Raw genomic sequence first — 21,890 nt, forward strand, 5'->3', positions numbered from 1 at the left:
TGACACCTTGTAGTCAAATGACCGTTCCCGCATGTCTGGAGAGCGTGGGTGCCCGCCAACACCATTGAGACCGTTGTCAGCCTGTGCAAGCGTCGTGGTTTCGTCTTTCCGAGCGGGGAGATCTACGGCGGTACGCGGTCGGCATGGGATTACGGCCCCCTCGGGGCCGAACTGAAGGACAACATCAAGCGCCAGTGGTGGAAGACGATGGTGCAGGGCCGCGACGACGTCGTCGGTCTTGACTCCTCGGTCATCCTGCCGCGTCAGGTCTGGGTCGCGTCCGGTCACGTCAACGCCTTCAACGACCCGCTCGTCGAGTGCACCTCGTGTCACCGGCGCTTCCGGTCGGACCAGTTGGCCGAGGAGTACTCCGAGCGCACCGGCAAGGAGGTCAGCGAGGACGACCTCTCGGACGTGCCGTGCCCGAACTGCGGCACGCGCGGTGAGTACACCGCGCCGCGCGAGTTCAACATGATGCTCAAGACGCACCTCGGCCCGGTGGAGAGCGAGGAAGGTCTCGCCTACCTCCGCCCGGAGACGGCGCAGGGCATCTTCGTCAACTTCCTCAACGTGCAGACGACGTCCCGGAAGAAGCCGCCGTTCGGCATCGGCCAGATCGGCAAGTCGTTCCGGAACGAGATCACTCCGGGCAACTTCATCTTTCGCACCCGGGAGTTCGAGCAGATGGAGATGGAGTTCTTCGTCGAGCCGGGTGAGGACGAGACCTGGCACCAGTACTGGATCGACTTCCGCACGGACTGGTACACGAACCTGGGCATCAACCGGGACAACCTGCGCCACTACGAGCACCCGAAGGAGAAGCTCTCCCACTACTCCAAGCGGACCGTGGACATCGAGTACCGCTTCGAGTTCTCCGCGGGCCAGGAGTGGGGCGAGCTCGAGGGCATCGCGAACCGCACCGACTTCGACCTCACCACGCACTCGAACCATTCTGGCGTGGACCTGTCCTATTTCGACCAGACGTCCGGACAGCGCTACCGGCCCTTCGTCATCGAGCCCGCGGCCGGTGTCGGCAGGCCGATGATGGCGTTCCTGCTCGACGCCTACACCGAGGACGAGGTGCCCAACGCCAAGGGTGGTGTGGACAAGCGCGTCGTGCTGAAGCTGGACTACCGGCTCTCGCCGATCAAGGCCGCGGTGCTTCCGTTGTCGCGCAACGCAGACCTCACACCGAAGGCCCGCGATATCGCCACGAAACTGCGTCAGCACTGGAACATCGAGTTCGACGACGCCGGTTCGATCGGTAAGCGGTACCGCCGCCAGGAGGAGATCGGCACGCCGTTCTGCGTGACCGTCGACTTCGACTCGCTCGACGACCACGCCGTGACGGTCCGCGAGCGCGACACCATGGCGCAGGAGCGGGTGGCCATCGACAAGCTGGAGTCCTATCTGGCCGCGCGGCTCATCGGCTGCTGACGAGGCAACGGCGACGGCAGGCATACGTCACGGATTTGCTGCCATAGTGGAGCGGGTGATGTTCACACAGACGAACGGACCCGGCGTCGCGAGTTGGGTTCGCCGAACCGTGCTCGGTGCCGTGCTGATCGTGCTGCTCGTGATCGGTGGCACCGCGTTCCGGGTGTGGCAGGTCGCCAGGGTGGACGACCGCGCCGAGGCCGACGTCATCGTGGTTCTCGGAGCGGCCCAGTACAACGGCAGGCCGTCGCAGATCCTGCAGGCGCGGCTCGAGCATGCCCAGCGGCTGTTTCAGGACGGGGTCGCGCCGATGGTGGTCACCGCCGGCGGCAGCAAGGCGGGTGACGCCTACACCGAGGCCGAAGCCGGAGCGCGGTGGCTGCAGGAGCAGGGGCTGCCCGCCTCGGCCACGGTGGCGGTGGGTGAGGGGCGGGACACCCTCGGCACACTGCGGGCCGTGGCCGAGCAGGCTCGGGAGAACGGCTGGGGCAGCGCGGTGGTGGTGAGCGATCCCTGGCACTCCCTGCGGGCAAGGACCATGGCGAACGATCTCGGGCTGACGGCCTGGAGCTCACCGACGCACACCGGACCCGTGGTGCAGACCAGGGAAACGCAGGCCAAGTACATCTTCCGGGAGACCGGCGCCCTGCTGTACTACCGGCTGTCGAAGAATCCGGCCGACGACATCGGCGGTGCAGGCCTCGGCTGAGTTCGTTGGCGAGGTCTCGCTGCCGCTGTGCCCTCTAAGCTGGCATGCGTGGACCAGTACAGCGCGCACGACCAGGAGCGGTGGCTGCCGGAATCGGCCAAGGAGGCCGGGCTGCCGGGGGCGGGCGGTGACGGTCGCACATCGTTCGGCCGCGATCGCGCCAGGGTCCTGCACTCCGCCGCGCTGCGCCGGCTCGCGGGTAAGACACAGGTGGTGGGCCCTGGGGAGGGCACCGAGGTCACCGGTGTGCCGCGGACCCGGCTGACGCATTCGCTGGAAGTGGCCCAGATCGGCAGGGGCATCGCCGAGGAACTCGGCGCGGATCCCGATCTGGTGGACACGGCCGGCCTGGCGCACGACATCGGCCACCCGCCGTTCGGCCACAACGGGGAGCACGCGCTGAACCTCGCCGCGCAGGCTTGCGGAGGTTTCGAGGCCAACGCGCAGACCCTGCGGATTCTCACCCGGCTGGAACCGAAGGTGCTCGCCGGAAACGGCGCCGCCGCGGGGCTGAACCTGACCAGGGCCTGTCTCGACGCCGCCACCAAATATCCCTGGCCGAGGGGCCTCGGCAAGGATGCCGTCAAGTTCGGCGCCTACCCGGACGACGCCGAGATATTCGGGTGGATGCGCGAGTCGGCGCCGGATCGGCAGCGGTGTCTCGAAGCGCAGATCATGGACTGGGCCGACGACGTGGCCTACTCGGTGCACGACGTGGAGGACGGCGTGCTGTCCGGACGGATCTCGCTGCGTGTGCTGACCGATCCGGGTGAGCGTGCCGCGGTGGCCGAACTGGCGGCCAAGCACTTCTCCACCAAACCGGTCTCGGCACTGGAGGGGGCCGCCGAGCAACTGTCGCGGCTGCCGGTGGTCGCGAACCTCGCCCGGCCGGGATACGACGGCTCACTGGCCGCCCAGGTGGCGCTCAAACGCCTGACCAGCGAGCTGGTCGGCCGGTTCGCCACCGCGGCGGTCAGCGAGACCCGTGCCGGGCACGGCGCGGGACCACTGTGCCGGTACGGAGCCGAGCTGTGCGTACCGGAGCAGGTCGAGGCCGAGGTCGCGCTGCTCAAGGCGCTGGCACTGCGGTACGTGATGAGTGATCCACGACGGCTGGCGATGCAGGACGGGCAGCGGCAGATGCTCGCTGAGCTCGTCGACGTGCTCTGCAGGAGGGCACCAGAGGCGCTGGACCCCTTGTTCCACCCGTCATGGGAGCGGGCGGGTGACGACGAGGCGCGGTTGCGGGTGGTGATCGATCAGATCGCCTCGCTGACCGACGCGCAGGCCCACGCCTGGCATTCCTGGCACACCGGCTGGCACTAGTGTCGGGTGATTCTGCTCGTCTTACGTCTGCTGGGGCTCAGGCGGCGCCTCGCGGTGTTGTCGTCGGCCCGGATACAACAGCGGTATCCGGGCCTCCTGCACGCGACCGGCACCGATGGTTGAATCGGGCACGGCAGTGAGCGTGGTGCAGCCCGCCGGCGAGTGAGGCGAAAACATCGCCTTGCGACGCACCACCTGATTCCCCAGCAGCCAGCAAGGAAACAGAATCACCCGACACCAGCGCCCCGAGTTCGCGAAACTCGTCCGGCCGGTGTTTCGGTCTGCGAGGATTCTCGGTGTGGGCAGCTCGGATCCGGAGGCCAAACGCCGTGTGGTGATCGTCGCCTATGACGACGCGCAGATCCTCGATGTGGCCTGTCCGAGTGGAGCGCTGGAGGTCGCGAACTCCCATGGGGCCTCGCCGCCTTATGCGATCGAACTGGCGACGGTGAGCGGGCAGGGGGCTCGGACGTCGTCGGGGATCGTGCTCGCGGGCGCGCGGCGACTGGCTTCGGTGACCGGGCGGATCGACACGATCCTGGTGGTTGGCGGGAACGGCACCGAGGCGGCCGCCAAAGATGTGCGGATGCTGACTCAGGTGCGACGGCTGGTCGCCCGGAGCAGGAGGATCGCGTCGGTGTGCACCGGAGCGTTCGTGCTGGCCGCCGCTGGATTGCTGGACGGGCGGCGGGCTACCACGCACTGGGGGTACGGCGACATGCTGGCGACGGTATTCCCCGATGTGGCAGTGGATCTGGCCCCGCTGTACGTCCGGGACGGCAACGTCTACACGTCGGCAGGGGTCACCAGCGCGCTGGATCTGACCCTCGCACTGATCGAGGACGACCACGGTCCCACGCTGGCCCGTGAGGTGGCCCGCGAGCTGGTGACCTACCTGCACCGTCCGGCCGACCAGGCGCAGATCAGCATGTTCCTGTCCGCTCCACCGCCCGGTGACCGGCTGGTGCGGGATCTGCTCGGGTACATCGCCGCCCGGGTCGCCGAGGATCTGAGCCCGCCGGTGCTCGCCGCCCGGGTGGGAGTGAGCACCAGGCATCTCACCCGGTTGTTCGCCACGCATCTCGGCACGACCCCGGCCCGCGCCGTGCGGACTGCCCGGACCGAGGCCGCGGTGCACCTGGTGCGTGGGAGCGAACTGTCGCTGGCCGCGATCGCACGCCGATGCGGATTCCGCTCCGCGGAGAACCTGCGGCAGGCGTTCCTCGACCACTACGGGATGACGGGGGACCGAATTCGCAGGATGCCGGACATGCCCCAGCCACTTCGCCCGGAAGCCCGCCGGACTCCTGGAGCATGAGAAGCTGGCTTCGCTGCACCACATCCCGGTCTCGGTCCTGCTGTCCCTTGCCCGCACGGCAAACTCGAGCCGGGAGCAGCCGAGGGCCACTGGGGCACGGTAGCGTCGGGGGATGGCTGACAGTGAGTCCGAACACGCTCATCTGGAGTTCGCCCTTGCCCTGCACCGGGAGCTGGCCGCGCCCGATGCGGACACGTGCTTCTCGCCGTACTCGGCTGCCGTTGCCCTGAGCCTGGTGGCGAAGGGGGCACGGGGTGAGACGGCCGACGAGCTGAGCGCGTTGCTGGCCGGCACGGGGACCGATGCCGGTGTGCAGGACCAGCTCCTGCTCGACGCGGCTGCGCTGCGCGCGCCCTCGGCCAGCGAGGAGGAGCCGGAACTCGCGGTCGCGAACACACTGTGGGCGTGGGACAAGCTGCCGGTCGAGGACGACTTTCGCGAGGAGCTGAGCCGCTGGAACGGGGGCTCGGTAGCGAGCGCTCCCTTCGCCGACGACCCCGAGGCCGCGCGCAAACTCATCAACGAGTCCGTCTCGGAGACCACTCGCGAGCTCATCCCGGAATTGCTTCTTCCAGGATCGGTGACACCGGATACCGTGGCGGCGCTGGTCAACGCGCTGTATCTGCGCACAGGGTGGTCGTTCCCGTTCCAGAAGTCCGAGACCGTGGACGCCCCCTTCCGCGCTCCGGGCGGGCCACGCCAGGTGCCGACCATGCACCAGTCCGAGCGGTTCTCCTACGCCGCGGCGCACGGGTGGCAGCTGGTGGCGTTGCCAGCGGCCGGAGGAGCGCAGGCGCTGGTGCTGCTGCCCGACGGTGATCTCGTCGAGCAGGAGTCCACTCTGGACGCCGACACCCTGCTGGAGCTGATGTCGGGCGCACGCGAGGCGTTGGTGCATCTCGCCCTGCCCAGAGTGTCGGTGGACGTCCGCAGCGATCTCACCGCGGTACTGCGAGCCCTCGGTGTGCGCCGGATGTTCCAGCCGGACGCCGACCTCGGCGGACTGAGCGCGGATCCCCGGCTGCTCGTGTCCGATGTTGTCCACCAGGCGGTGCTCCGGATGGACGAGGAGGGACTGGAGGGCGCGGCGGCGACGGCGGTGATGATGCGCCTGGTGATGATGCCCGCAGGCGATCCCGTCACCGTACGGGTGGACCGCCCGTTCCTGTTGCTGGTCCGGCACGTGGAGACCGGCGCGATCTACTTCCTCGCCAGGGTCGTCCGCCCGTGAGCCAGGCCACCACAGGACGTGTGGTGCCTGGAATACGGGCGGATCGGGAGCGGATGTCGCAGCGGGGCGGTCGGCTGCGCGATCCTGTCGTGCGTGGCCTGCTGGGCGACGGGCTTGTGCTGTTCGGCAGCCTGCTCACGGCGTTCCTCGTCTACCGTCCGTTGTGGATGAATCCGCGGCACGGGTATCTGACCGGCAGCGGGCAGGACCAGAACATGTGGGAGTGGTTCTTCGCGGTGTCCGCCGACGCCGTGTCGTCCTGGACGAACCCGCTGTTCTCCGATCTGCAGAACTTCCCGGACGGCGTGAACCTGATGTCGAACACGGTGATGCTCGGCATCGGCATCCCGTTCGCGCCGGTGACGTGGGTGTTCGGTCCCTCGGTGACCTGGGCGCTGGTGCTGACCGGGGGACTCGCGGCCACGGCCTTCGCCTGGTACTGGGTCCTGTCCCGGCACGTGGTGGACTCGCGGACGGCCGCCGCGGTCGGCGGGCTGTTCGCCGGGTTCGCGCCGCCGATCATCTCGCACGCGAACGCGCACCCCAACTTCACCGCATTGTTCGTGCTGCCGCTGATGCTGGGCTGTGTCCTCCGGCTGGCGAAGGGCGGCCGGCCGGTGCGGACCGGGGTGTGGCTGGGTCTTCTCGGCACCTGGCAGGTCTTTCTCGGCGAGGAACCGCTGCTGATCGCCACGTTCGCGTTCGTGGTGTTCGCGGTGGCGTTCGCGCTGGCGCGTCCGGAGCGGGTCGAGGACATGGCCCGCCCGCTGCTGAAGGGGATCGGCGTGGCGGCCGCGGTGTGCCTGCCGCTGGTGGCCTTCCCGTTGTGGTGGCAGTTCGCGGGCCCGCAGAGTTACGGTGCGCTGGAGCACGGCCCGGTGGGCAACGACGTGGCGGCCTTCACGGCGTTCGCGACGGAGTCGGCCGCGGGAAACCCCGAGACGGCCCGCGAACTGTCGATCAATCGGACGGAGGAGAACGCGTTCTTCGGCTGGCCGCTGGTGCTGTTGATGATCTTCGTGACCGTCTGGCTGTGGCGCGACGCGGTGGCCAGGGCGGTCGCGGTGTCGATGTGGATGCTGGCCTGGATCTCCACCGGGGTGCTGCTCACCATCGACGGCACGGTCACCTCGATACCCGGTCCGTGGCTGGGCATGGCCCGGCTGCCGCTGCTGGAGTCCGTGCTCGAATCCCGGTTCGCGCTGGCGTGTGTGCCACTGATCGGCATTCTGCTCGCGCTGGCGACGTACCGTGTGCTCGGTGCGCGACCCCGGCTGCCGGAGTGGCGCATCCCACTGCAGGTGATCTGGTTCTCTGCGCTGCTTACCGCGCTCCTGCCCGTCGTGCCCACGGAGTTGCGGGTCAGCCAACGTCCCGAGGTGCCCGAGTTCTTCGCCGAGGGAGCCTGGCGCGGCCACGTCGATGACGGGGGGTGCGTGGTCATCGCCCCGCTGCCCGATCCGGGGAACGCGGAGGCCCTGCACTGGCAGGTGCGCTCGGGACTGGAGTTCCCGCTCGCTGAGGGGTACTTCGTCGGTCCGGGCGCCAATCCCGAGCGGGGCACGTACGGTGCGGTCCGCCGGGAGACGTCGGTGCTGCTGGACGAGGTCGCGGATTCCGGGGAGATCCCCGAGATCGGTGCGCAGGAGCGGTCCACCGCGCTGCGGGACCTGCGGTTCTGGCGGGCCGACGTCATCGTGCTCGCTCAGCAGCGCCATCGTGACGAGCTCAGGGAGACTCTCGACCTGCTGCTGGAACGGCCGGGACGGCTGGTGGACGGTGCTTGGTTCTGGGATGTCCGGGACCTCACTCCACCGTGAAAGGGGATGGAGCTCAGCCGTAGGCGTCCGCGGCGAGCAGCATCACCGTCAGCAGCACCTGCAGGAAGGCCACACAGGCGCCGGCCGCCGCTACCCAGTCGGTGCGCTCGTTCGCCGTCCTGAACAGCGCCACGAGGCCGAGCACCATGGCGATCGCCCCGACGACGAGCTCCCCGACGGGTAGCACCCAGCTGAGCAGGGCCAGAGCGAGCGAGGCACGACCGAGCCAGGCCCGTTTGCCCCGACGGGAATCGGCAGGACGGCTGAGCATGTCCATGGACCTGTCTCCCGTCGTCGTATGCCGTCTATCAAACCACCTCGTGGCGGCCGTCGTCCGTGACAGCTGCTGTCACGTCTGCTCGCGCTGTCCCGTCCATGGGGTGACGTTCGAAGAATCGGGAGGACGACATGTCACGAATTCCGCAGGTACCGGTCCGTAAAGCCGGCATGCTGGTCCGACTCGCGTACCGGATCGCACGAAGGCGCTACGGTGCGGTCCCGGAGCCGTTCGCCGTGCTGGCCCACCACCCACGGCTGCTCCGCGCCGGTGCCGTGCACGAGCTGCTGGCCGAGAAGGCGGCCACCACCCTGCCCGCGCCGGTGCGGGAGCTCGCGGTGTACCGGACGGCCGTGCGGCTCGGCTGCTCGTGGTGCGTCGACTTCGGGACGATGCTGCAACGGCACGAGGGGCTGGACATCGAGCGGCTGAAGTCGATCGACGACTATGCGACATCACCCGCGTTCAGCGAGCAGGAGCGGCTGGCGGTCGCCTACGCCGACGCCATGACGGCAAGCCCGGTGACGGTGACCGACGAGCAGGTCGCCGAGCTGGAACGAGAGTTCGGCCGCGCAGGCGTGCTGGAGCTGACCTACCTCGTCGCGCTCGAGAACATGCGGGCGCGGATGAACAGCGCGCTGGACATCACCGACCAGGGATTCACCTCGGGTGACGCGTGCCTGGTGCCGATGCCGGTCGAACGCTCACGGGAGGGGTAGCCGGCTCAGCTTGTCCGGGTTGGCGTGGTCGTAGATCGCCACGATCCGGCCGTCGCGGATCGCGAAGGCGTTCACATGGTTGTCCAGATCGTGGTAGCCGTCGCCGCCGGGCGCGGCGGAAATGTGGACCCCCAGGTCGCCATTGACCAGTACCGGCCGGGCAGCTTCGAACGCTCCCGGCCGGTACTGCCGGAGCAGGCCGGTGAAGAACCGGATGATCCTGTCCGTCCCGGCCATGATCTGCCGGGTGGTCCTGGCCTTGCCGTTGGAGTCGCCGATCAGGACCACGTCGGGGTGCAGGATCTCGGCGACGGTGCGGGCGTCCCCGCTGAGCAGCGCCGCGACGAACCGTTCGAGGATTTCCTGCTGCTGCGCCATCGACGCGCGCGGTGGCGGTTCGGCGTCAATCAGCGCGCGCCGTCCCCGCGATCCGTGCTGCCGGGCGGTGGCGGTGGAGCAGCCGAGGATCGAGGCGATCTCGTCGAACGGCAGCGAGAACGCGTCGTGCAGGACGACGGCGACCCGCTGTTCCGGGGTCAGCCGGTCGAGCACCACCATCGCGGCCATCCGCATGCCCTCGTCGCGAACGGCGATGTCGAGCGGGTCCTCACCGGGTGCGCCGGTGACCGGTGCGACCACCGGCTCCGGCAGCCACTGGCCGACGTACTGCTCCCGCCGGACCATCGCCGAGCGCAGCCGGTCCAGGCAGATTCGCCCCACCACGGTCGTCAGCCACGCGCGGAGATCGCGGATCGTGCCGCGCCGGTCCTCGGGCAGCGCGGCAAGACGCAGCCATGACTCCTGCACGGCGTCCTCGGAGTCCGACACCGATCCGGTGAGGCGGTAGGCGACCGCGACCAGGTGTGTGCGGTGGGTGGAGAACTCGGTGGCCAGCTGGTCCTGGGTGAGGCGCATGCCAGCAGTATGGAACACGAGCCGCGCACTACAGTGGGGTCCGTGGCAGGACGAATCCGGGAGAGCGACATCGCGGAGGTGCGCGACCGAAACCGGATCGACGAGGTGGTCGGGGACTACGTGGCGCTGCGCCACGCCGGTGGGGGAGCGCAGAAGGGCCTGTGTCCCTTCCACGACGAGAAGACACCGTCGTTCAACGTTCGCCCGACGCACGGCACCTTCCACTGCTTCGGCTGTGGCGAGGGTGGCGACGTGATCAAGTTCATCATGAAGATGGAACTGGTCGGCTTCCCCGAAGCCGTCGAGCGGCTGGCCGACCGCGTCGGGTTCCGGCTCACCTATGAAGGTGGCGGCGGCAGTGTGCAGCGCGACCGGGGCACCAGGACCCGGATGGTGGAGGCGCACCGGATCGCGCAGGAGTTCTACGCCGAGCAACTGATGTCGCCGGACGCCCAACTCGCCAGGGACTTCCTGAACGAGCGCGGGTTCGACGCCGTCGCGGCGAAGACCTTCGGTTGCGGCTTCGCGCCGGGCGGCTGGGACCGGCTCACCAAGCATCTGCTGAGCAAGGGGTTCGAGCTCACCGAGCTGTACAAGGCGCAGCTGTGCAAGGAAGGCAGGCAGGGCCCGATCGACCGGTTCCACCGCAGGCTGCTGTGGCCGATCCGCGACCTCGGCGGTGACGTCGTCGGGTTCGGCGCGCGCCGGATCTTCGACGACGACCCGATCCAGGCGAAGTACCTGAACACGAGCGAGAGCCCGATCTACCGGAAGTCGCACGTGCTGTTCGGGCTGGACCTGGCCAAGCGGGAGATCGCGCGCAGGCACCAGGTGGTGGTCGTCGAGGGCTACACCGACGTGATGGCCATGCACGCCGCCGGTGTCCCCACCGCCGTGGCATCCTCCGGGACCGCGTTCGGCGAGGACCACATGAAGATGCTGCGCCGGCTGCTGATGGACGACGACGCGTTCCGCGGCGAGGTGATCTTCACCTTCGATGGGGACGAGGCAGGGCAGAAGGCCGCGCTGAAGGCGTTCGAGGGGGACCAGACGTTCGCCGGGCAGACCTACATCGCGGTGGCGCCCGAGGGGATGGACCCCTGTGACCTGCGGCTGGCCAAGGGCGATGCGGCGGTGCGGGACCTGGTGGCCCGGCGCACCCCGCTGTTCGAGTTCGTGATCCGGAGCATCCTGCGCAACTACGACCTCGACTCGGTCGACGGCCAGGTGGCGGCGTTGCAGCAGACCGTGCCGCTGGTGGCGCAGATCAAGGACAGAGCCAAGCGGGACGGGTACGCCGCGAAGCTGTCCTGGTGGGTTGGCTGGCAGGACGAGGCCATGGTGGTGCGCCGGGTGCGGGAGTCCGCGGGTGGCGGCGTCAAAACCGCGCCGCGCCGCGCCCAGACGGCGCAGAGCGCGGCGACCGGGGACGCGAACGAGATCCCCCGCCCCCCGCCCGGTGACCCACGGCTGCGAGCGCAGCGGGAAGTGCTCAAGGCCGCGTTGCAGGAGCCGGCGATCGCGGGTCCGGAGTACGACGCGTTGCCCGAGGAGGCGTTCACGCACCCGGCATACGTGGCGGTGCACCGGTCGGTGCTCGCGGCGGGCGGGACGGCGTGCGGTCTGGCAGGGCCGGCGCTGATCGACGCGGCGTCGGCGCATGCTCCACAGGGGACGATCCGATCACTGCTCTCCGAGCTGGCGGTGGAACCGTTGCAGGCCCAGGGGGAGGGCGAGGTCGACGTGCGCTACATCAGTGGTGTGCTTGCCGCGGTGCAGGAGAACCTGGTCGGCAGGCAGATCGGGGAGATCAAGTCGAAGTTGCAGCGACTGTCCCCGATCGAGGCCGCCGAGGAGTACCGGGCTCTCTTCGGTGATCTGGTGGCGCTGGAGCAGTACCGCAAGGCGTTGCGGGATCAGGCCATGGGCGGAATGGAATAGACGCGATGGAGTGGATTCGACGGCTGCTCGGCGGCGGTGTGCCCGAGGTGCTGACGGAGGCGATGGACCGGGAGGAGCACGTCGTCGGTCACGCCGCGACGGCCGACGGTGGCTACGTGGCCGTCACGCACCTCGGTCTCTGGGTGCCCGACGGTGGGGGAGTGCGCCGGATCGGCTGGCACCTGATCAGCAAGGCCGCTTGGGCGGCGGGCACACTGACGGTCACCGAGGCCGAGGAATCGGGCCGAGCCGGTGCGGCCGTCCTGCTGACCGACCGGTCACCGGTCCGGTTCGAGCTGGAGCGTCCTGGGACACTGCCGAAGCTGATCCGACAGCGGGTGGACGGTTCGATCCGCTCCCGATACCACAAGGAGCTGGCTGGTGGCGGCGCGTGGTTCGTGGTGCGCAAGGTGCCGGGCCGCGACGGTGTGGTGTTGCAGGTGCGGGCCGACCCGGGAACGGATCCGGAGGTGGTGACCGCGATCGCCAGGGAGGCGGCGGCCGGCATGAGCGATCCACGGACGTAGTGCAGGCACTCGCCGCGCGGCACGCCGGTTTGCAGTACGCTCGTACTGTATGACGGGAGGCGATCATGTGGGACCCGGGGAAGTATCTGGACTACGACGACCTGCGTGCCCGGCCGTTTCATGACCTGATCGGGCGAATTGGCGCGAGGGCGCCCAGGCGGGTGGTCGACCTCGGCTGCGGGCCGGGGCATCTCACCGGGGTGCTGCGTGAGCGTTGGCCTGGTGCCGAGGTCGAGGCCCTGGACAGTTCGCCGGAGATGGTGGCGGCCGCCCGTGCGGCCGGTGTGGCTGCCGAGGTGGCCGACGTCCGGACCTGGAAGCCGCGCGCGGATACCGACGTGGTGGTGAGCAACGCCGTGCTGCAGTGGGTGCCGGAGCACAGGGAGCTGCTCCGGCGCTGGGTCGGGGAGTTGCCGGAGGGTGCGTGGCTGGCGGTACAAATGCCGGGCAACTTCCGGGCACCGTCGCACGAGCTGGTGCGGTCGCTGGCCGAGCAGCCGGAGTGGGCGGACGCGCTGGCCGGGGCGGGGTTGCGCGCGGAGGACACCGTCGATGACCCGATCGGGTATGCCGAACTGCTCGCCGAGGCGGGGTGCGCGGTGGACGCCTGGGAGACGACGTACGTGCAGCGGCTGACCGGCCGCGACGCGGTGCTGGAGTGGATCAGTGGAACCGCGTTGCGCCCGGTCAGAGCCGCGCTGGACGATGAGGGGTGGTCGCGGTTTCGCGAGCGCCTTGCCCCGCTGCTCGACGAGGCCTATCCGCCGAGAGCGGACGGCACCACGTGGTTCTCGTTCCGCCGGGTGTTCGTCGTGGCTCAGTGCCTTTCTGAGAACTCGGGTCCGCTATCGAGTCGCCAGGGCTCTGGCTTCCAGTCACTGTCCAGTCCTGCTGCATGACGCCCTGTCGCCTCGATAGCGGGACTGCGTCGGCCGAGTTCCACAGATCACCTCGATCACGCATTCCACCGTTCCCAGACGCCCTCTCAGGCCTGAGTGGTCTGGGCTTCACCCCGTCCACCTGAGCCGTTGCCGCTGTGCACCGGCCTGCGCCGGGAGAAGGGGGCCTTCTCGCCGAGCTTCTCGCCGACCTTCGCCCTGGCCACCCCGGCCGCGCCCTGCACGGCGGGGTGGTCGGTGATCCGGCGGTAGTTGCGCACGATCTGCTCGTATCGCCCTCGGCCGGCTCGGGCACCCAGCACGTAACCCACGGCCGCGCCAAGTAGGAACTTCTTCATGCTCCGCACCCCTCCTCGTCCTCGTGTGCTCGACTACTCATTGTCCCTCACATGGCGGTGGCGTGCGCGTGAGCGGACAGCCGGGGGTGCCTGACAGGAGCCGATAGGTGATGCGTTAGAGTATTTCTCGTTGGGACGGAGCGATCCAGGCCAGCACAACAGCGTTCCCCTGTAGCTCAACTGGCAGAGCATTCGGCTGTTAACCGGAGGGTTGTTGGTTCGAGTCCAACCGGGGGAGCACTCGCCCCAGGCCACAGGCCTGGGGCTTTTTTCTGTCCGGGGGACGGGTGGCGGATCGCACGAAAACTACAGGTGGCACTTTCCCGCAAAAGTGCACGGCTTGAGACTCTCCGCCCCTGGTCATGGGGTTGACCTCTCGCACTTTCCCGGGAAAGTGCGATGGGCGGCGGGTGCGGGCGCGCTGTCGGGGTGATCGGCCGGTGCCGCTTGTCGAGCGGGAATGACCGCTTGTCGACATTGCCCGTCGGTAGAACGGGTGTTCGAGTAGCGTCGGTGGTGTGGACGTTGACGAGCAGGTGATTCCGGCGTGGCAGCTCTCTGAGGGGGAGCTGCTCGGTGGGCTGCTCGAGTCCGAAAAGGTTTTGCGCCAGCAGTACGGGCGGATGCTGGAACTTGTTGCAGAGACGGAGAAGCGGGGTGCCGCTGTCGCGCAGGGGTATGCGGGGACGGTGTCGTTGTTGATGGTGGCGTTGCATCTGACTCGAGGTGAGGCGAAGGCCCGGGTGGCGCAGGCGACGACTCCGATGCCGGTGGTGGAGGAGGCTTTGCGGGCGGGGGAGATCGGTGCCGCGCAGGTGCGGGAGATTCAGAAGGTCCTTGCCCAGGCGCCGGATGCTCTTCCCGAGGTTGAGCGGCTCGCGACAGAGGACACCTTGGTGGAGCTGGGTCGGCAGGCCAGCGCGACCGAGGTTGCCAAGGTGGGGCAGCGGATCTTGGGCCACTGGGATGTGGAGAACGCCCCGCCGAAGGATCGGGAACGGTCTGCGGGGCCGTATCGGGAGTTTTACGGCCGGTATCGCCGGGATGGGCAGTATGTGTTCTCCGGCCAGCTGGATCCGGAGTCCGCCGGGGAGCTGGAAGGCGTCTTGCATCCGCTGGCCAAGCCAGACCCGGCGGATGCCGACGGCACCCCGGATCGGCGCAGTATCGCGCAGCGGCAGGGCGACGCGCTGGCGGAGATCATCGATCGCACCGCCCGCGCCGACGATCTGCCCACCGCCGGCGGCGAACGCGCCGTGGTGACGGTGACCGTGTCGCTCGCGGAGTTGGAGCAGCGCGCCGAGACCGCGATGCTGAATGCGAGCGGCTACACCTCGATCAGTCAGCTCCGGCGCTGGTGCTGTGAAGCGAAGGTGCTGCCCGCCGTGCTCGGCAGGCAGGGCGAGGTCCTCGACCTCGGCCGTGCCCAGCGCCTCGCCACCCCGGCCCAGAGACGGGCCCTCGCCATCCGGGACCGGGGATGCGTCCGGCCGGGCTGCACACGCGGCCCGAAGTGGTGTCAGGTTCACCACGTGATCTCGTGGATCGACAACGGACTGTCCGATCTGGACAACATGATCCTCGTCTGCGCTCGCCACCATCGGGAGTTGCATCACACCGGCTGGACCGTCCGCATCCGCCACGGCACCCCCGAATTCATCCCACCCGAATGGCTGGATCCCGAGCAACAGCCACTCCGCAACACCGCCCATGATCTGCCCAGCCGACGCGTGCCACGCATACCGCGCCAGCGCCACGCGAGCCCAATTCCCTAGTGGCGTGCTCTCGCGAGAACATCATGAACCCGGCTCTCCGTCGCGCCTTGAGTGCCGGAACCCGGCCGCGTTCACCGATTAGCGGCCAGCACTGCCGCGAGGCCCTCTTGTAGATCTTTGACGAATACTCGGGAACCTCCAGGGACGGGAAATGCCCCCCGCTTTCGGGCGACCTCCATCGGACGATCTGTCGGTACCGCTCCTGTGCCCAGGGGCGCGGAGACTTCTCGATGTCACGGGGATACATACTGATTGCTGACGGGACGTCGACCCGAAGTTCGGGATTGACCGAGTTGTGGCTTTCATAGTAAATGCGGGCCGCCGATGCGCCGGTCCGCGTCAGCCAGTACAGGGTGATGTCGTCAAGAACTCTGTCTCTGGAAATCGTCTCGAACGGGCTGTCTTCGGTGTCTGACCACTCGGCGAACTTGTCGAGGATCCAGGCAAGAAGCCCGACCGGTGAGTCGACGAGCGAGTAGCCGATGGTCTGCGGCCGAATCGCCTGCTGCTTTGCGTACGCTGCGTGGTGGCGCCAGAGATAGCGGGTTTCCTCGGTCCACTTGCGCTCGACCGCTGTCAGCCCGCCCGTGGTCAATCCGGGCGGTGCCTCCGCGAACGTGGTGTGGATGCCGAGAACGTGTGCCGGGAACCTGCCGCCGAGAACCGTGGTGATGTTTCCGCCCCAGTCGCCGCCGTGGGCTACGAACTTGCTGTAGCCGAGCCTGCCCATCAGTTCCACCCATGTGGCCGCGATCTTTTCGGTTCCCCACCCGGTGGTGGCTGGCTTGTCGCTGTAACCGAAGCCTGGTAGCGATGGAACCACGACGTGGAACGCTGGCGCGTTTGCATCTTTCGGATCTGCCAGCTCGTCTACCACATCAATGAACTCGGCAATGCTGCCCGGCCAGCCGTGGGTCAGGAGCAGAGGAGTGGCATCTGCGCGCGTGGACCGGCGGTGCAGAAAGTGGATTCCCAGTCCGTCAATGGTTCAGCTCGGCTTCCTGCGTGGAAGATGCCCTCAGCGTGATCGCCGCGGACGCGATCAGCATCATCACAGGCGAACGAGATGGAAAATTGGCCTTGTGTGCGTCGCCAACCTGCCTTCTTCGACACCAGTCAGAGTCGCACCCGCAAACGGTGTGACAAAAACGCCAGATCAGCGGAGTGATCGTTACCTCGGTACATCCAAGTGGAATCCCCACGAGTAGCGGCATCGCGACAGGCAGCGTACTTGTTGCCATTTCCCACCTAGGGCAGACCCAGCCCCCGTGCCCATATGGCATCGAGCGTGCGGGTCGGTAGTGCGGCTCGCATTGCTGCCAGGGCGCGGGCGTCGCGCCCGACCAGGTGGCGGGCGTGCGGGCGTCGGTCGGTGAGTGCGCGCTCGATGGCGGTGGCGACCGTCGCGGCTGGTTTCGTCTGCCGCTGAAGTTTTTCGCACAGCTTCCGTTGCCCGGCGTTGTGGATGGCATAGAGCTCGCGGTGCTCGGGGCTCATGTCCTCGACGACCCCGTCGAGCAGATCCAGCATGCCGCGCCACGGATCGGTGTCGATGCATCCCGGCTCGACGAGGACCACACGGATGTCCCACGGGCGCAGCTCGACCCGGAGGTTGTCGGCCAGCGCCTCGAGTGCGAACTTCGATGCGTTGTAGATGCCGGACATCGGGATCGCCACCCGCCCGTTGACCGAGGAGACGAACACGATTCGCCCTCGGCTCTTCCGCAGCCGTGGCAGCACTGCCTGCACGACCGCGACCTGGCCGATGACGTTGACCTCCAGTTGGTGACGCAGATCCGCGAGCGCGACTGTCTCGACCGGGCCGCCGACCGCGATCCCGGCATTGTTGACCACCGCGTCGAGTCGCCCCGGTAACACGTCCGAGAGCCGGGACAGGTGCTCCGCGACGGTGATGTCCAGCTCGATCGGGCGGATCCGTGGCGACTCGGCTGCGAGCGTCTTGCCCGCCACCTCGTCGCGGACACCGGCGATGACGTCCCACCCCGAGGCGGCCAGCTGCTGCGCTGTGGCACGCCCGATGCCACGGCCCGCCCCGGTGATCAACACCGTTCCCGGTTGGCCGTTCATCGGCCTGCCGGTTCGGCGAAGGTCACCGCATTGCGTTCGGTGACGGCGAGTACCAGCGGCATGATCTCCTCGAAGGGCCTGTCGATCGGCACTGTGCGGGCGAAGTCGGCGAAGAACGCACCCGCGCCGTCCCCGGTGGTGAACGCAAGGAACCTGGCGCTTTCACTGGTGACCTCGAACGTGTTCGCGGTGCCAGCCGGAATGCTGATCGTGGCACCCGCGGCGAGTTCGAAAGCCCGGCCCTCCACTTGCACCGTGACAGCGCCTTCGAGCAGATACAGGGTCGCGGCCCACGGAGAGCGGTGTGGCGGCGCGGCCGGGCCGCGCAGCGCCTGTACCTCGAACACCTCGTAGACGCCGCCGGTGTCCTCGGCGCTCACCTTGACGATGTGAACGCCGTCGATCATGGGCAGCCGGGCTCCCTCGCCCGGTCCGCTGTAGTGCGCTGTCGTGGTCATGCTGACTCCTGCACAGATCGGTCGGTTCCGTCGAGTGTGTGGCGCTCGGCAGCTTTCGGTTCGAGTAACCGGCTACTCGAACCGGCTTCTCAACTCACTCGCCGTGGAGCAGCGCCGCGAACTCACCACGATCGTTGACACCCAGTTTGTTCCCGACCCGGTACAGGTGCCCTTCGACAGTCCGCACCGAGACGACAAGCCGCGCGGCGATCTCCCGATTGGACAGACCCTGTGCGACCAGCGTGACGATCTCGCGTTCGCGTCCGGTCAGCGGCAACGGCCGTGCGGCGGCCACCAGGTTGGGGGTCCGCGCACCTTCACATATCGAAGCGAGGTGATGCGCCCGCCCGGCAGCGGTATTCGCCGAACCCCGCAGCCCCCTGCGGCTGTACGCCCCCACGGCCTGGGCCGCGGCTTCAGCGGCCGCCAGCGGGTCGCCCATCTGCTCCCACCGCGCCGATACGGACATCAACGCGTCGCCGTCGTGTTCGGCCAGTGCCGCCGCATGTGCGGCCGCGGCGGGCGACCTCGGTCCCCGTACCACGGTCGCGAGTTCCGCGAGCCGCCCAGCAACGGTGCGGTCACCGAAAAAGACAGCCGTCTGCAGGGCGAACATCTCGTAGGCGGGAGCACCCCGGTCCAGTGCGAGTGCGGCCGCCCCACGCGCGGCCGCGGTCGCCTCGGTCGTGGCACCCTCCGCCGCGGCCACCCAGGCCCTGGCCAGTAGCGTGTCCGGCTCCAGGAGGGTGTACGCAGGGTGCCGTTCCGCTTCCAACTCGGCCAGCACCGCCCGTGCGGCCACAGCGTTCCCGGCCATCGCGAGTGCCTGCGTGAGGTGCAGGCGGCAGCGAAACCGGAACTCGTGCGCCGCGACCGAGGTCAGTCCCGCCCTGGCCTCGCGCAGCCAGCGCGCGGCGGTGCGCACCTGCCCGGTGGCCAGCGCGGCCTGTCCCAGCAGCACCAGGCCCATCAGGTACGCAGGCCCGGGCACGTCCGCGCTGTGCATCCGGCGATCGCGCGCCACTTGTTCGATCTCGCGAAGGTCCCCGGACAACCTCAGCGCCAGAATATGGAAGTCGCCGAGGCCGAAACTCATGACGCCGGCGTCGAACGACCGCGCCGCCGCTCGGTAGCCGACGGGCGCCGTGCGGCGGACATCGTCGATCCGCCCCATCACCGCGGCCGCGGCCACGACGGCGCAGGCGGCCATGATCACGGTCTGGTCATTCGTGGGGCTCGAGGCCAGCACACGCATTCCGGCGTCGAGTGCCGGTCGCGGCCGGCCGAGGGCGGCGTCGAATGCCGCGCGTACGGCGGCCAGCGGGGCCAGGCCGTGCTCGTCGTGTGCCTCTGACGCAGCGGTGTTCAGCACGGCTTCGGCCTCGGTGGCTCTGCCCAGCGTCCAGAACAGATTCGCCGCTCGTGGGATGGCCACGCGTGCGCGCGCACCGGCACCGCACGCAGCAGCGTCCAGTTCGGACAGTATCTGTTCTGCCTCAACGCCCTTGCTCAACCACGAGAGTGCGTAGGCCAACGTCAGCTTCGCGTCGAACTCGCCCCCGGCCACGACCGCGGCGCGGGCAAGCCGTTCACCCAGTGCCAGGTCGAAAAGACGAATCGCGTGGTGCGCCGCAGCGACGAACAGGGCCGGATCCGGTTCGAGGTCGGAGTCCAGGGCCAGTACGGCACGGCGCACGACGCCGTCCGGACCGTCGGGGTTGCGGCCGTCGTCGGCGAGTGCGGTAGCGATCAGGCCACGCAGCCTCCGCGCCCGCACCAACCCCATCTCGCCCCTGCGCACTTCACCGTAGAGCGGATGCGCCAGCCGAGCCTGAAAGCGGCGGCCGTCGATGTCGGTACGGACCAGTCGCCTGGCCTCGGCCTCTTCGACCGCCTGCCCGTCGGTCAACCCGGTCAGCAACCCGATGTCCAGTGGTTCGCCCACCGCGAGCAGGTCGACGACATCGTGCATCCGGCCAGGGAGTTCGCCCATCTGCCTGCGGACGATCTCGGCGAGTTCCGCGGAAATCGCCGGACTGTCCGACCAGCGCCACACCTCCTGGATCCGGCCGAGCCGTCCCGCTTCGAGTTCGCCGTCGACCAGGTGCCGGAGGAACAGCGCGTTTCCTCCGGTCAACGACCACAACCGGCCCGCGCTGCCGCTGTCGACCGGACCGCCAAGGACAGCCTCGAGCAGTGCGGCCGTCTCGGCCTCCGACAGGGGCTGGATCTCGAGCCGCTGGAGGTGTTCGTCCTTCCACAGCGCGGTAACGGCATCCGGCGCGGGTTCGCCCGTGCGGAGGGTGAGCACCACGGTCGCGGCGCTGCGAACGACCAACTGATGCACCGCCATCGCGGACAGGTCGTCGAGCAGATGTGCGTCGTCGACGCCGACCACCACCGGCCCCGACTCCGGACTCGGCGCCAGTGTCTCGACTGCTCGGCGAACCAACCGCGCGGGATCGCCGTGAACGTCGAGCACCCCTGCGAACGCGCCGAGGGGCATCGCGCCTGCCGATGCCGTTCCGAGTACCCAGTGCACCGCCGCGCCGCGCTCGCCGGCCAGTGCCAAGGCCTCTCGTGCAAGACGGGTCTTGCCGACACCCGCCGCCCCGGCCAGCACGAGACCGGCAGTGCCCGTGGCAGGCCGCATGGCGGCGGCGATAAACCGCAGCTCTTCATCCCGCCCGGCCAACGGCCAGTCGCGCGCCATAGGAGCAAGGGTACAAACCTGCTCGGTCCGTGCGAAGACGCTCGTCAGGGCGATTCGAGCCACTTCGGCAGTCGGTGATCCCCGAGCGGAAGCGTTGCTGGCGGCGATTCCGGGTGAGCGGCAGGAGGGATGAACGGGCAACCCGGCGTCAGCGCACCCGGACACCGCGTGCGAAGACCGCTCGGATCCGGTGGATGACGTCGGGATCGGTCAGCGGATTCCCCTCGACAGCCAGGATGTCGGCGTCGAACCCGGGCGCGAGCATGCCCTTCGTGTCGGCCAGCCCGCACACCCGGGCAGCCACCGCCGTCACGGTGCGCAGCGCCTCGGTGGGGTCGAAGCCGAGCGAGCCGAGTTGAGGTACGGCATGGCGGAGCACGTCGTGGGGTTTGATCGGGCCGAGTCCGGCGTCGGTGCCCACCACACACAGCGCGCCCGCGTCCCGCAGGGCCCGGAGGTTGGCGAGCATCAGCGGCAACCGCCGGAGAATCTCGACCGGAGGTTGGGCGCCGGCAGCTGGCGCCATGCCCAAGGTCATCCCGACGACGATCTGGTGGTCCACGATCGTCCGAACGGTGTCCGGCGGTGGTTCGTCGACACCGTCGAGGCTCCAGAAACTGACATGCTCCAGCCCGTCGACCCCCGCGGTGGCCGCGTCGACCACGGCGGCAGTGCCGTGTGCATGCGCGGTGACCGGCAACCCGTGACGATGCGCCTCCGCCACCGCGGCCGCCAGTTCCCCAGGACTGAACTGTGCCAGGTCCTGCCGGGAACCAGGGGTGAGCTGCCCGCCGCTGGCCATGATCTTGACGACGTCGACGCCGCGCTCGGCGTGTTCCCGCACGGCGGCCCGGATGCCGTCCAGGCCCGGCATCGCAACGCCACCAAGGAAATGGCAGTGGCCTTCGGGGATCGTGATCGGCGGACCGGAGGCCAGGATGGTCGGCAACTCCGGCGATGCGGAGTCGCGAAGTTTCAGCGAAAGGTAGTCGCGGTCTCCGAGGTCCCGGACAGTCGTGACACCGCCCCGTAGCGCCAGTCGGGCTGCCTCGGCCATCGCGGCCAACGCCTCGGTGTCGTCAAGCGCGGCCAGTCGCCCGACGGGGTCCTCGCTCGCGTCGAACGCAAGATGCACATGGGTGTCGATGAGGCCGGGGAGCAAGGTCGCTCCCGAGAGGTCGACGATCTCGGCGTCCTGCGGGTGGGCGATGCCATGTCCCGCGGCGACGATTCGGCGTCCCTCGATCAGGACGACGGCGTCGGGCTTCATCTCGTGGCCGTCGAACAACCACGTTCCCGTGAGAACGGTCGGCCGTCCGGTCTCGACTGCCGTCGTCGGTGTCGCCATCTGCGCATGGTGCTGCTGCCGGGCCGGATGGATGCGAGTAGCCAACTACTC

General features: G+C 68.7%; 18 protein-coding genes, 1 tRNA gene and 2 pseudogenes. 13 read left to right on the plus strand and 8 right to left on the minus strand.

Annotated features, from left to right (window positions below):
* Window positions 1–48: 48 nt before the first annotated feature.
* The 6 genes from BM199_RS14150 to BM199_RS14175 all read left to right on the plus strand — a co-directional run bounded on the left by BM199_RS14150 (window position 49) and on the right by BM199_RS14175 (window position 7,841).
* The gene (locus BM199_RS14150; protein ID WP_091673608.1) at window positions 49–1,437 is read left to right on the plus strand and encodes a glycine--tRNA ligase; all 1,389 of its coding nucleotides are present in this window, start codon (window positions 49–51) and stop codon (window positions 1,435–1,437) included.
* A 58-nt stretch (window positions 1,438–1,495) separates the two neighbouring features.
* Window positions 1,496–2,146 (plus strand): YdcF family protein, encoded by a 651-nt coding sequence (locus BM199_RS14155; RefSeq protein WP_091673610.1) that lies wholly within the window; start codon window positions 1,496–1,498, stop codon window positions 2,144–2,146.
* A 48-nt stretch (window positions 2,147–2,194) separates the two neighbouring features.
* Window positions 2,195–3,472 carry a deoxyguanosinetriphosphate triphosphohydrolase gene (locus BM199_RS14160; RefSeq protein WP_091673612.1) on the plus strand — a complete coding sequence of 426 codons (1,278 nt, stop codon included), beginning with the start codon at window positions 2,195–2,197 and terminating at the stop codon, window positions 3,470–3,472.
* Window positions 3,473–3,803: 331 nt separating this feature from the next.
* The gene (locus tag BM199_RS14165) at window positions 3,804–4,790 is read left to right on the plus strand and encodes a GlxA family transcriptional regulator (RefSeq protein WP_091673743.1); all 987 of its coding nucleotides are present in this window, start codon (window positions 3,804–3,806) and stop codon (window positions 4,788–4,790) included.
* A 112-nt stretch (window positions 4,791–4,902) separates the two neighbouring features.
* Complete coding sequence (locus BM199_RS14170; RefSeq protein ID WP_091673613.1) at window positions 4,903–6,021, plus strand: serpin family protein; 1,119 nt, start codon at window positions 4,903–4,905, stop codon at window positions 6,019–6,021.
* Window positions 6,022–6,074: 53 nt separating this feature from the next.
* Window positions 6,075–7,841, plus strand: a complete 1,767-nt coding sequence (locus BM199_RS14175; RefSeq protein ID WP_091673615.1) for a glycosyl transferase — start codon at window positions 6,075–6,077, stop codon at window positions 7,839–7,841.
* A 13-nt stretch (window positions 7,842–7,854) separates the two neighbouring features.
* Here BM199_RS14175 and BM199_RS14180 read toward each other — a convergent pair whose 3' ends face one another.
* Window positions 7,855–8,118: a hypothetical protein gene (locus BM199_RS14180; protein ID WP_091673616.1), complete on the minus strand. Its 264-nt coding sequence runs from the start codon at window positions 8,116–8,118 to the stop codon at window positions 7,855–7,857.
* 131 nt (window positions 8,119–8,249) lie between these two features.
* Between BM199_RS14180 and BM199_RS14185 the strand changes: the two genes are divergently transcribed.
* A complete protein-coding gene (locus tag BM199_RS14185; protein WP_091673618.1) occupies window positions 8,250–8,837 on the plus strand; it encodes a carboxymuconolactone decarboxylase family protein in 588 nt (195 codons plus the stop codon).
* Here BM199_RS14185 and BM199_RS14190 read toward each other — a convergent pair.
* On the minus strand, window positions 8,823–9,752 hold the full coding sequence (locus BM199_RS14190) for a sigma-70 family RNA polymerase sigma factor (RefSeq protein ID WP_091673619.1): 930 nt from the start codon (window positions 9,750–9,752) through the stop codon (window positions 8,823–8,825). The genes BM199_RS14185 and BM199_RS14190 overlap by 15 nt on opposite strands.
* A gap of 9 nt (window positions 9,753–9,761) precedes the next feature.
* Between BM199_RS14190 and dnaG the strand changes: the two genes are divergently transcribed.
* The 3 genes from dnaG (at window position 9,762) to BM199_RS14205 (ending at window position 13,119) form a co-directional block, all read left to right on the plus strand.
* Window positions 9,762–11,693: a DNA primase gene (dnaG, locus tag BM199_RS14195; protein WP_091673744.1), complete on the plus strand. Its 1,932-nt coding sequence runs from the start codon at window positions 9,762–9,764 to the stop codon at window positions 11,691–11,693.
* Window positions 11,694–11,698: 5 nt separating this feature from the next.
* Window positions 11,699–12,220: a hypothetical protein gene (locus tag BM199_RS14200; RefSeq protein WP_091673621.1), complete on the plus strand. Its 522-nt coding sequence runs from the start codon at window positions 11,699–11,701 to the stop codon at window positions 12,218–12,220.
* A 65-nt stretch (window positions 12,221–12,285) separates the two neighbouring features.
* Window positions 12,286–13,119 (plus strand): trans-aconitate 2-methyltransferase, encoded by an 834-nt coding sequence (locus BM199_RS14205; RefSeq protein ID WP_091673622.1) that lies wholly within the window; start codon window positions 12,286–12,288, stop codon window positions 13,117–13,119.
* An 86-nt stretch (window positions 13,120–13,205) separates the two neighbouring features.
* On the opposite strand, the gene BM199_RS14210 is transcribed toward BM199_RS14205, so the two are convergent.
* The gene (locus tag BM199_RS14210) at window positions 13,206–13,457 is read right to left on the minus strand and encodes a hypothetical protein (protein ID WP_091673624.1); all 252 of its coding nucleotides are present in this window, start codon (window positions 13,455–13,457) and stop codon (window positions 13,206–13,208) included.
* A gap of 165 nt (window positions 13,458–13,622) precedes the next feature.
* On the opposite strand from BM199_RS14210, the gene BM199_RS14215 reads away from it, so the two are divergent.
* Together BM199_RS14215 and BM199_RS14220 are read left to right on the plus strand one after the other, a co-directional pair.
* Window positions 13,623–13,695: transfer RNA gene (locus BM199_RS14215), tRNA-Asn, on the plus strand.
* Between the two features lie 280 nt (window positions 13,696–13,975).
* Complete coding sequence (locus BM199_RS14220) at window positions 13,976–15,232, plus strand: HNH endonuclease signature motif containing protein (RefSeq protein ID WP_245788355.1); 1,257 nt, start codon at window positions 13,976–13,978, stop codon at window positions 15,230–15,232.
* 71 nt (window positions 15,233–15,303) lie between these two features.
* Here BM199_RS14220 and BM199_RS14225 read toward each other — a convergent pair.
* Window positions 15,304–16,220: pseudogene (locus BM199_RS14225) on the minus strand (alpha/beta fold hydrolase); the annotation flags it as partial.
* Between BM199_RS14225 and BM199_RS34525 the strand changes: the two are divergent.
* Window positions 16,211–16,400: pseudogene (locus BM199_RS34525) on the plus strand (hypothetical protein); the annotation flags it as partial. The pseudogenes BM199_RS14225 and BM199_RS34525 overlap by 10 nt on opposite strands.
* 80 nt (window positions 16,401–16,480) lie before the next feature.
* Here the strand turns inward: BM199_RS34525 and BM199_RS14235 are convergent.
* From BM199_RS14235 to BM199_RS14250, 4 genes are all read right to left on the minus strand, one after another.
* A complete protein-coding gene (locus tag BM199_RS14235) occupies window positions 16,481–17,320 on the minus strand; it encodes an SDR family NAD(P)-dependent oxidoreductase (RefSeq protein WP_091673625.1) in 840 nt (279 codons plus the stop codon).
* Window positions 17,317–17,778, minus strand: coding sequence for a cupin domain-containing protein (locus BM199_RS14240; RefSeq protein WP_091673627.1), 462 nt, complete (start codon window positions 17,776–17,778; stop codon window positions 17,317–17,319). Before BM199_RS14240 ends, BM199_RS14235 begins: the two co-directional genes overlap by 4 nt.
* A 94-nt stretch (window positions 17,779–17,872) precedes the next feature.
* Window positions 17,873–20,491 (minus strand): helix-turn-helix transcriptional regulator, encoded by a 2,619-nt coding sequence (locus BM199_RS14245; protein WP_091673629.1) that lies wholly within the window; start codon window positions 20,489–20,491, stop codon window positions 17,873–17,875.
* A 148-nt stretch (window positions 20,492–20,639) separates the two neighbouring features.
* The gene (locus BM199_RS14250; protein WP_091673746.1) at window positions 20,640–21,839 is read right to left on the minus strand and encodes an amidohydrolase family protein; all 1,200 of its coding nucleotides are present in this window, start codon (window positions 21,837–21,839) and stop codon (window positions 20,640–20,642) included.
* Window positions 21,840–21,890 lie beyond the last annotated feature (51 nt).

This window comes from Amycolatopsis marina, assembly GCF_900111885.1.
In the GTDB taxonomy this organism is placed as follows: domain Bacteria; phylum Actinomycetota; class Actinomycetes; order Mycobacteriales; family Pseudonocardiaceae; genus Amycolatopsis; species Amycolatopsis marina.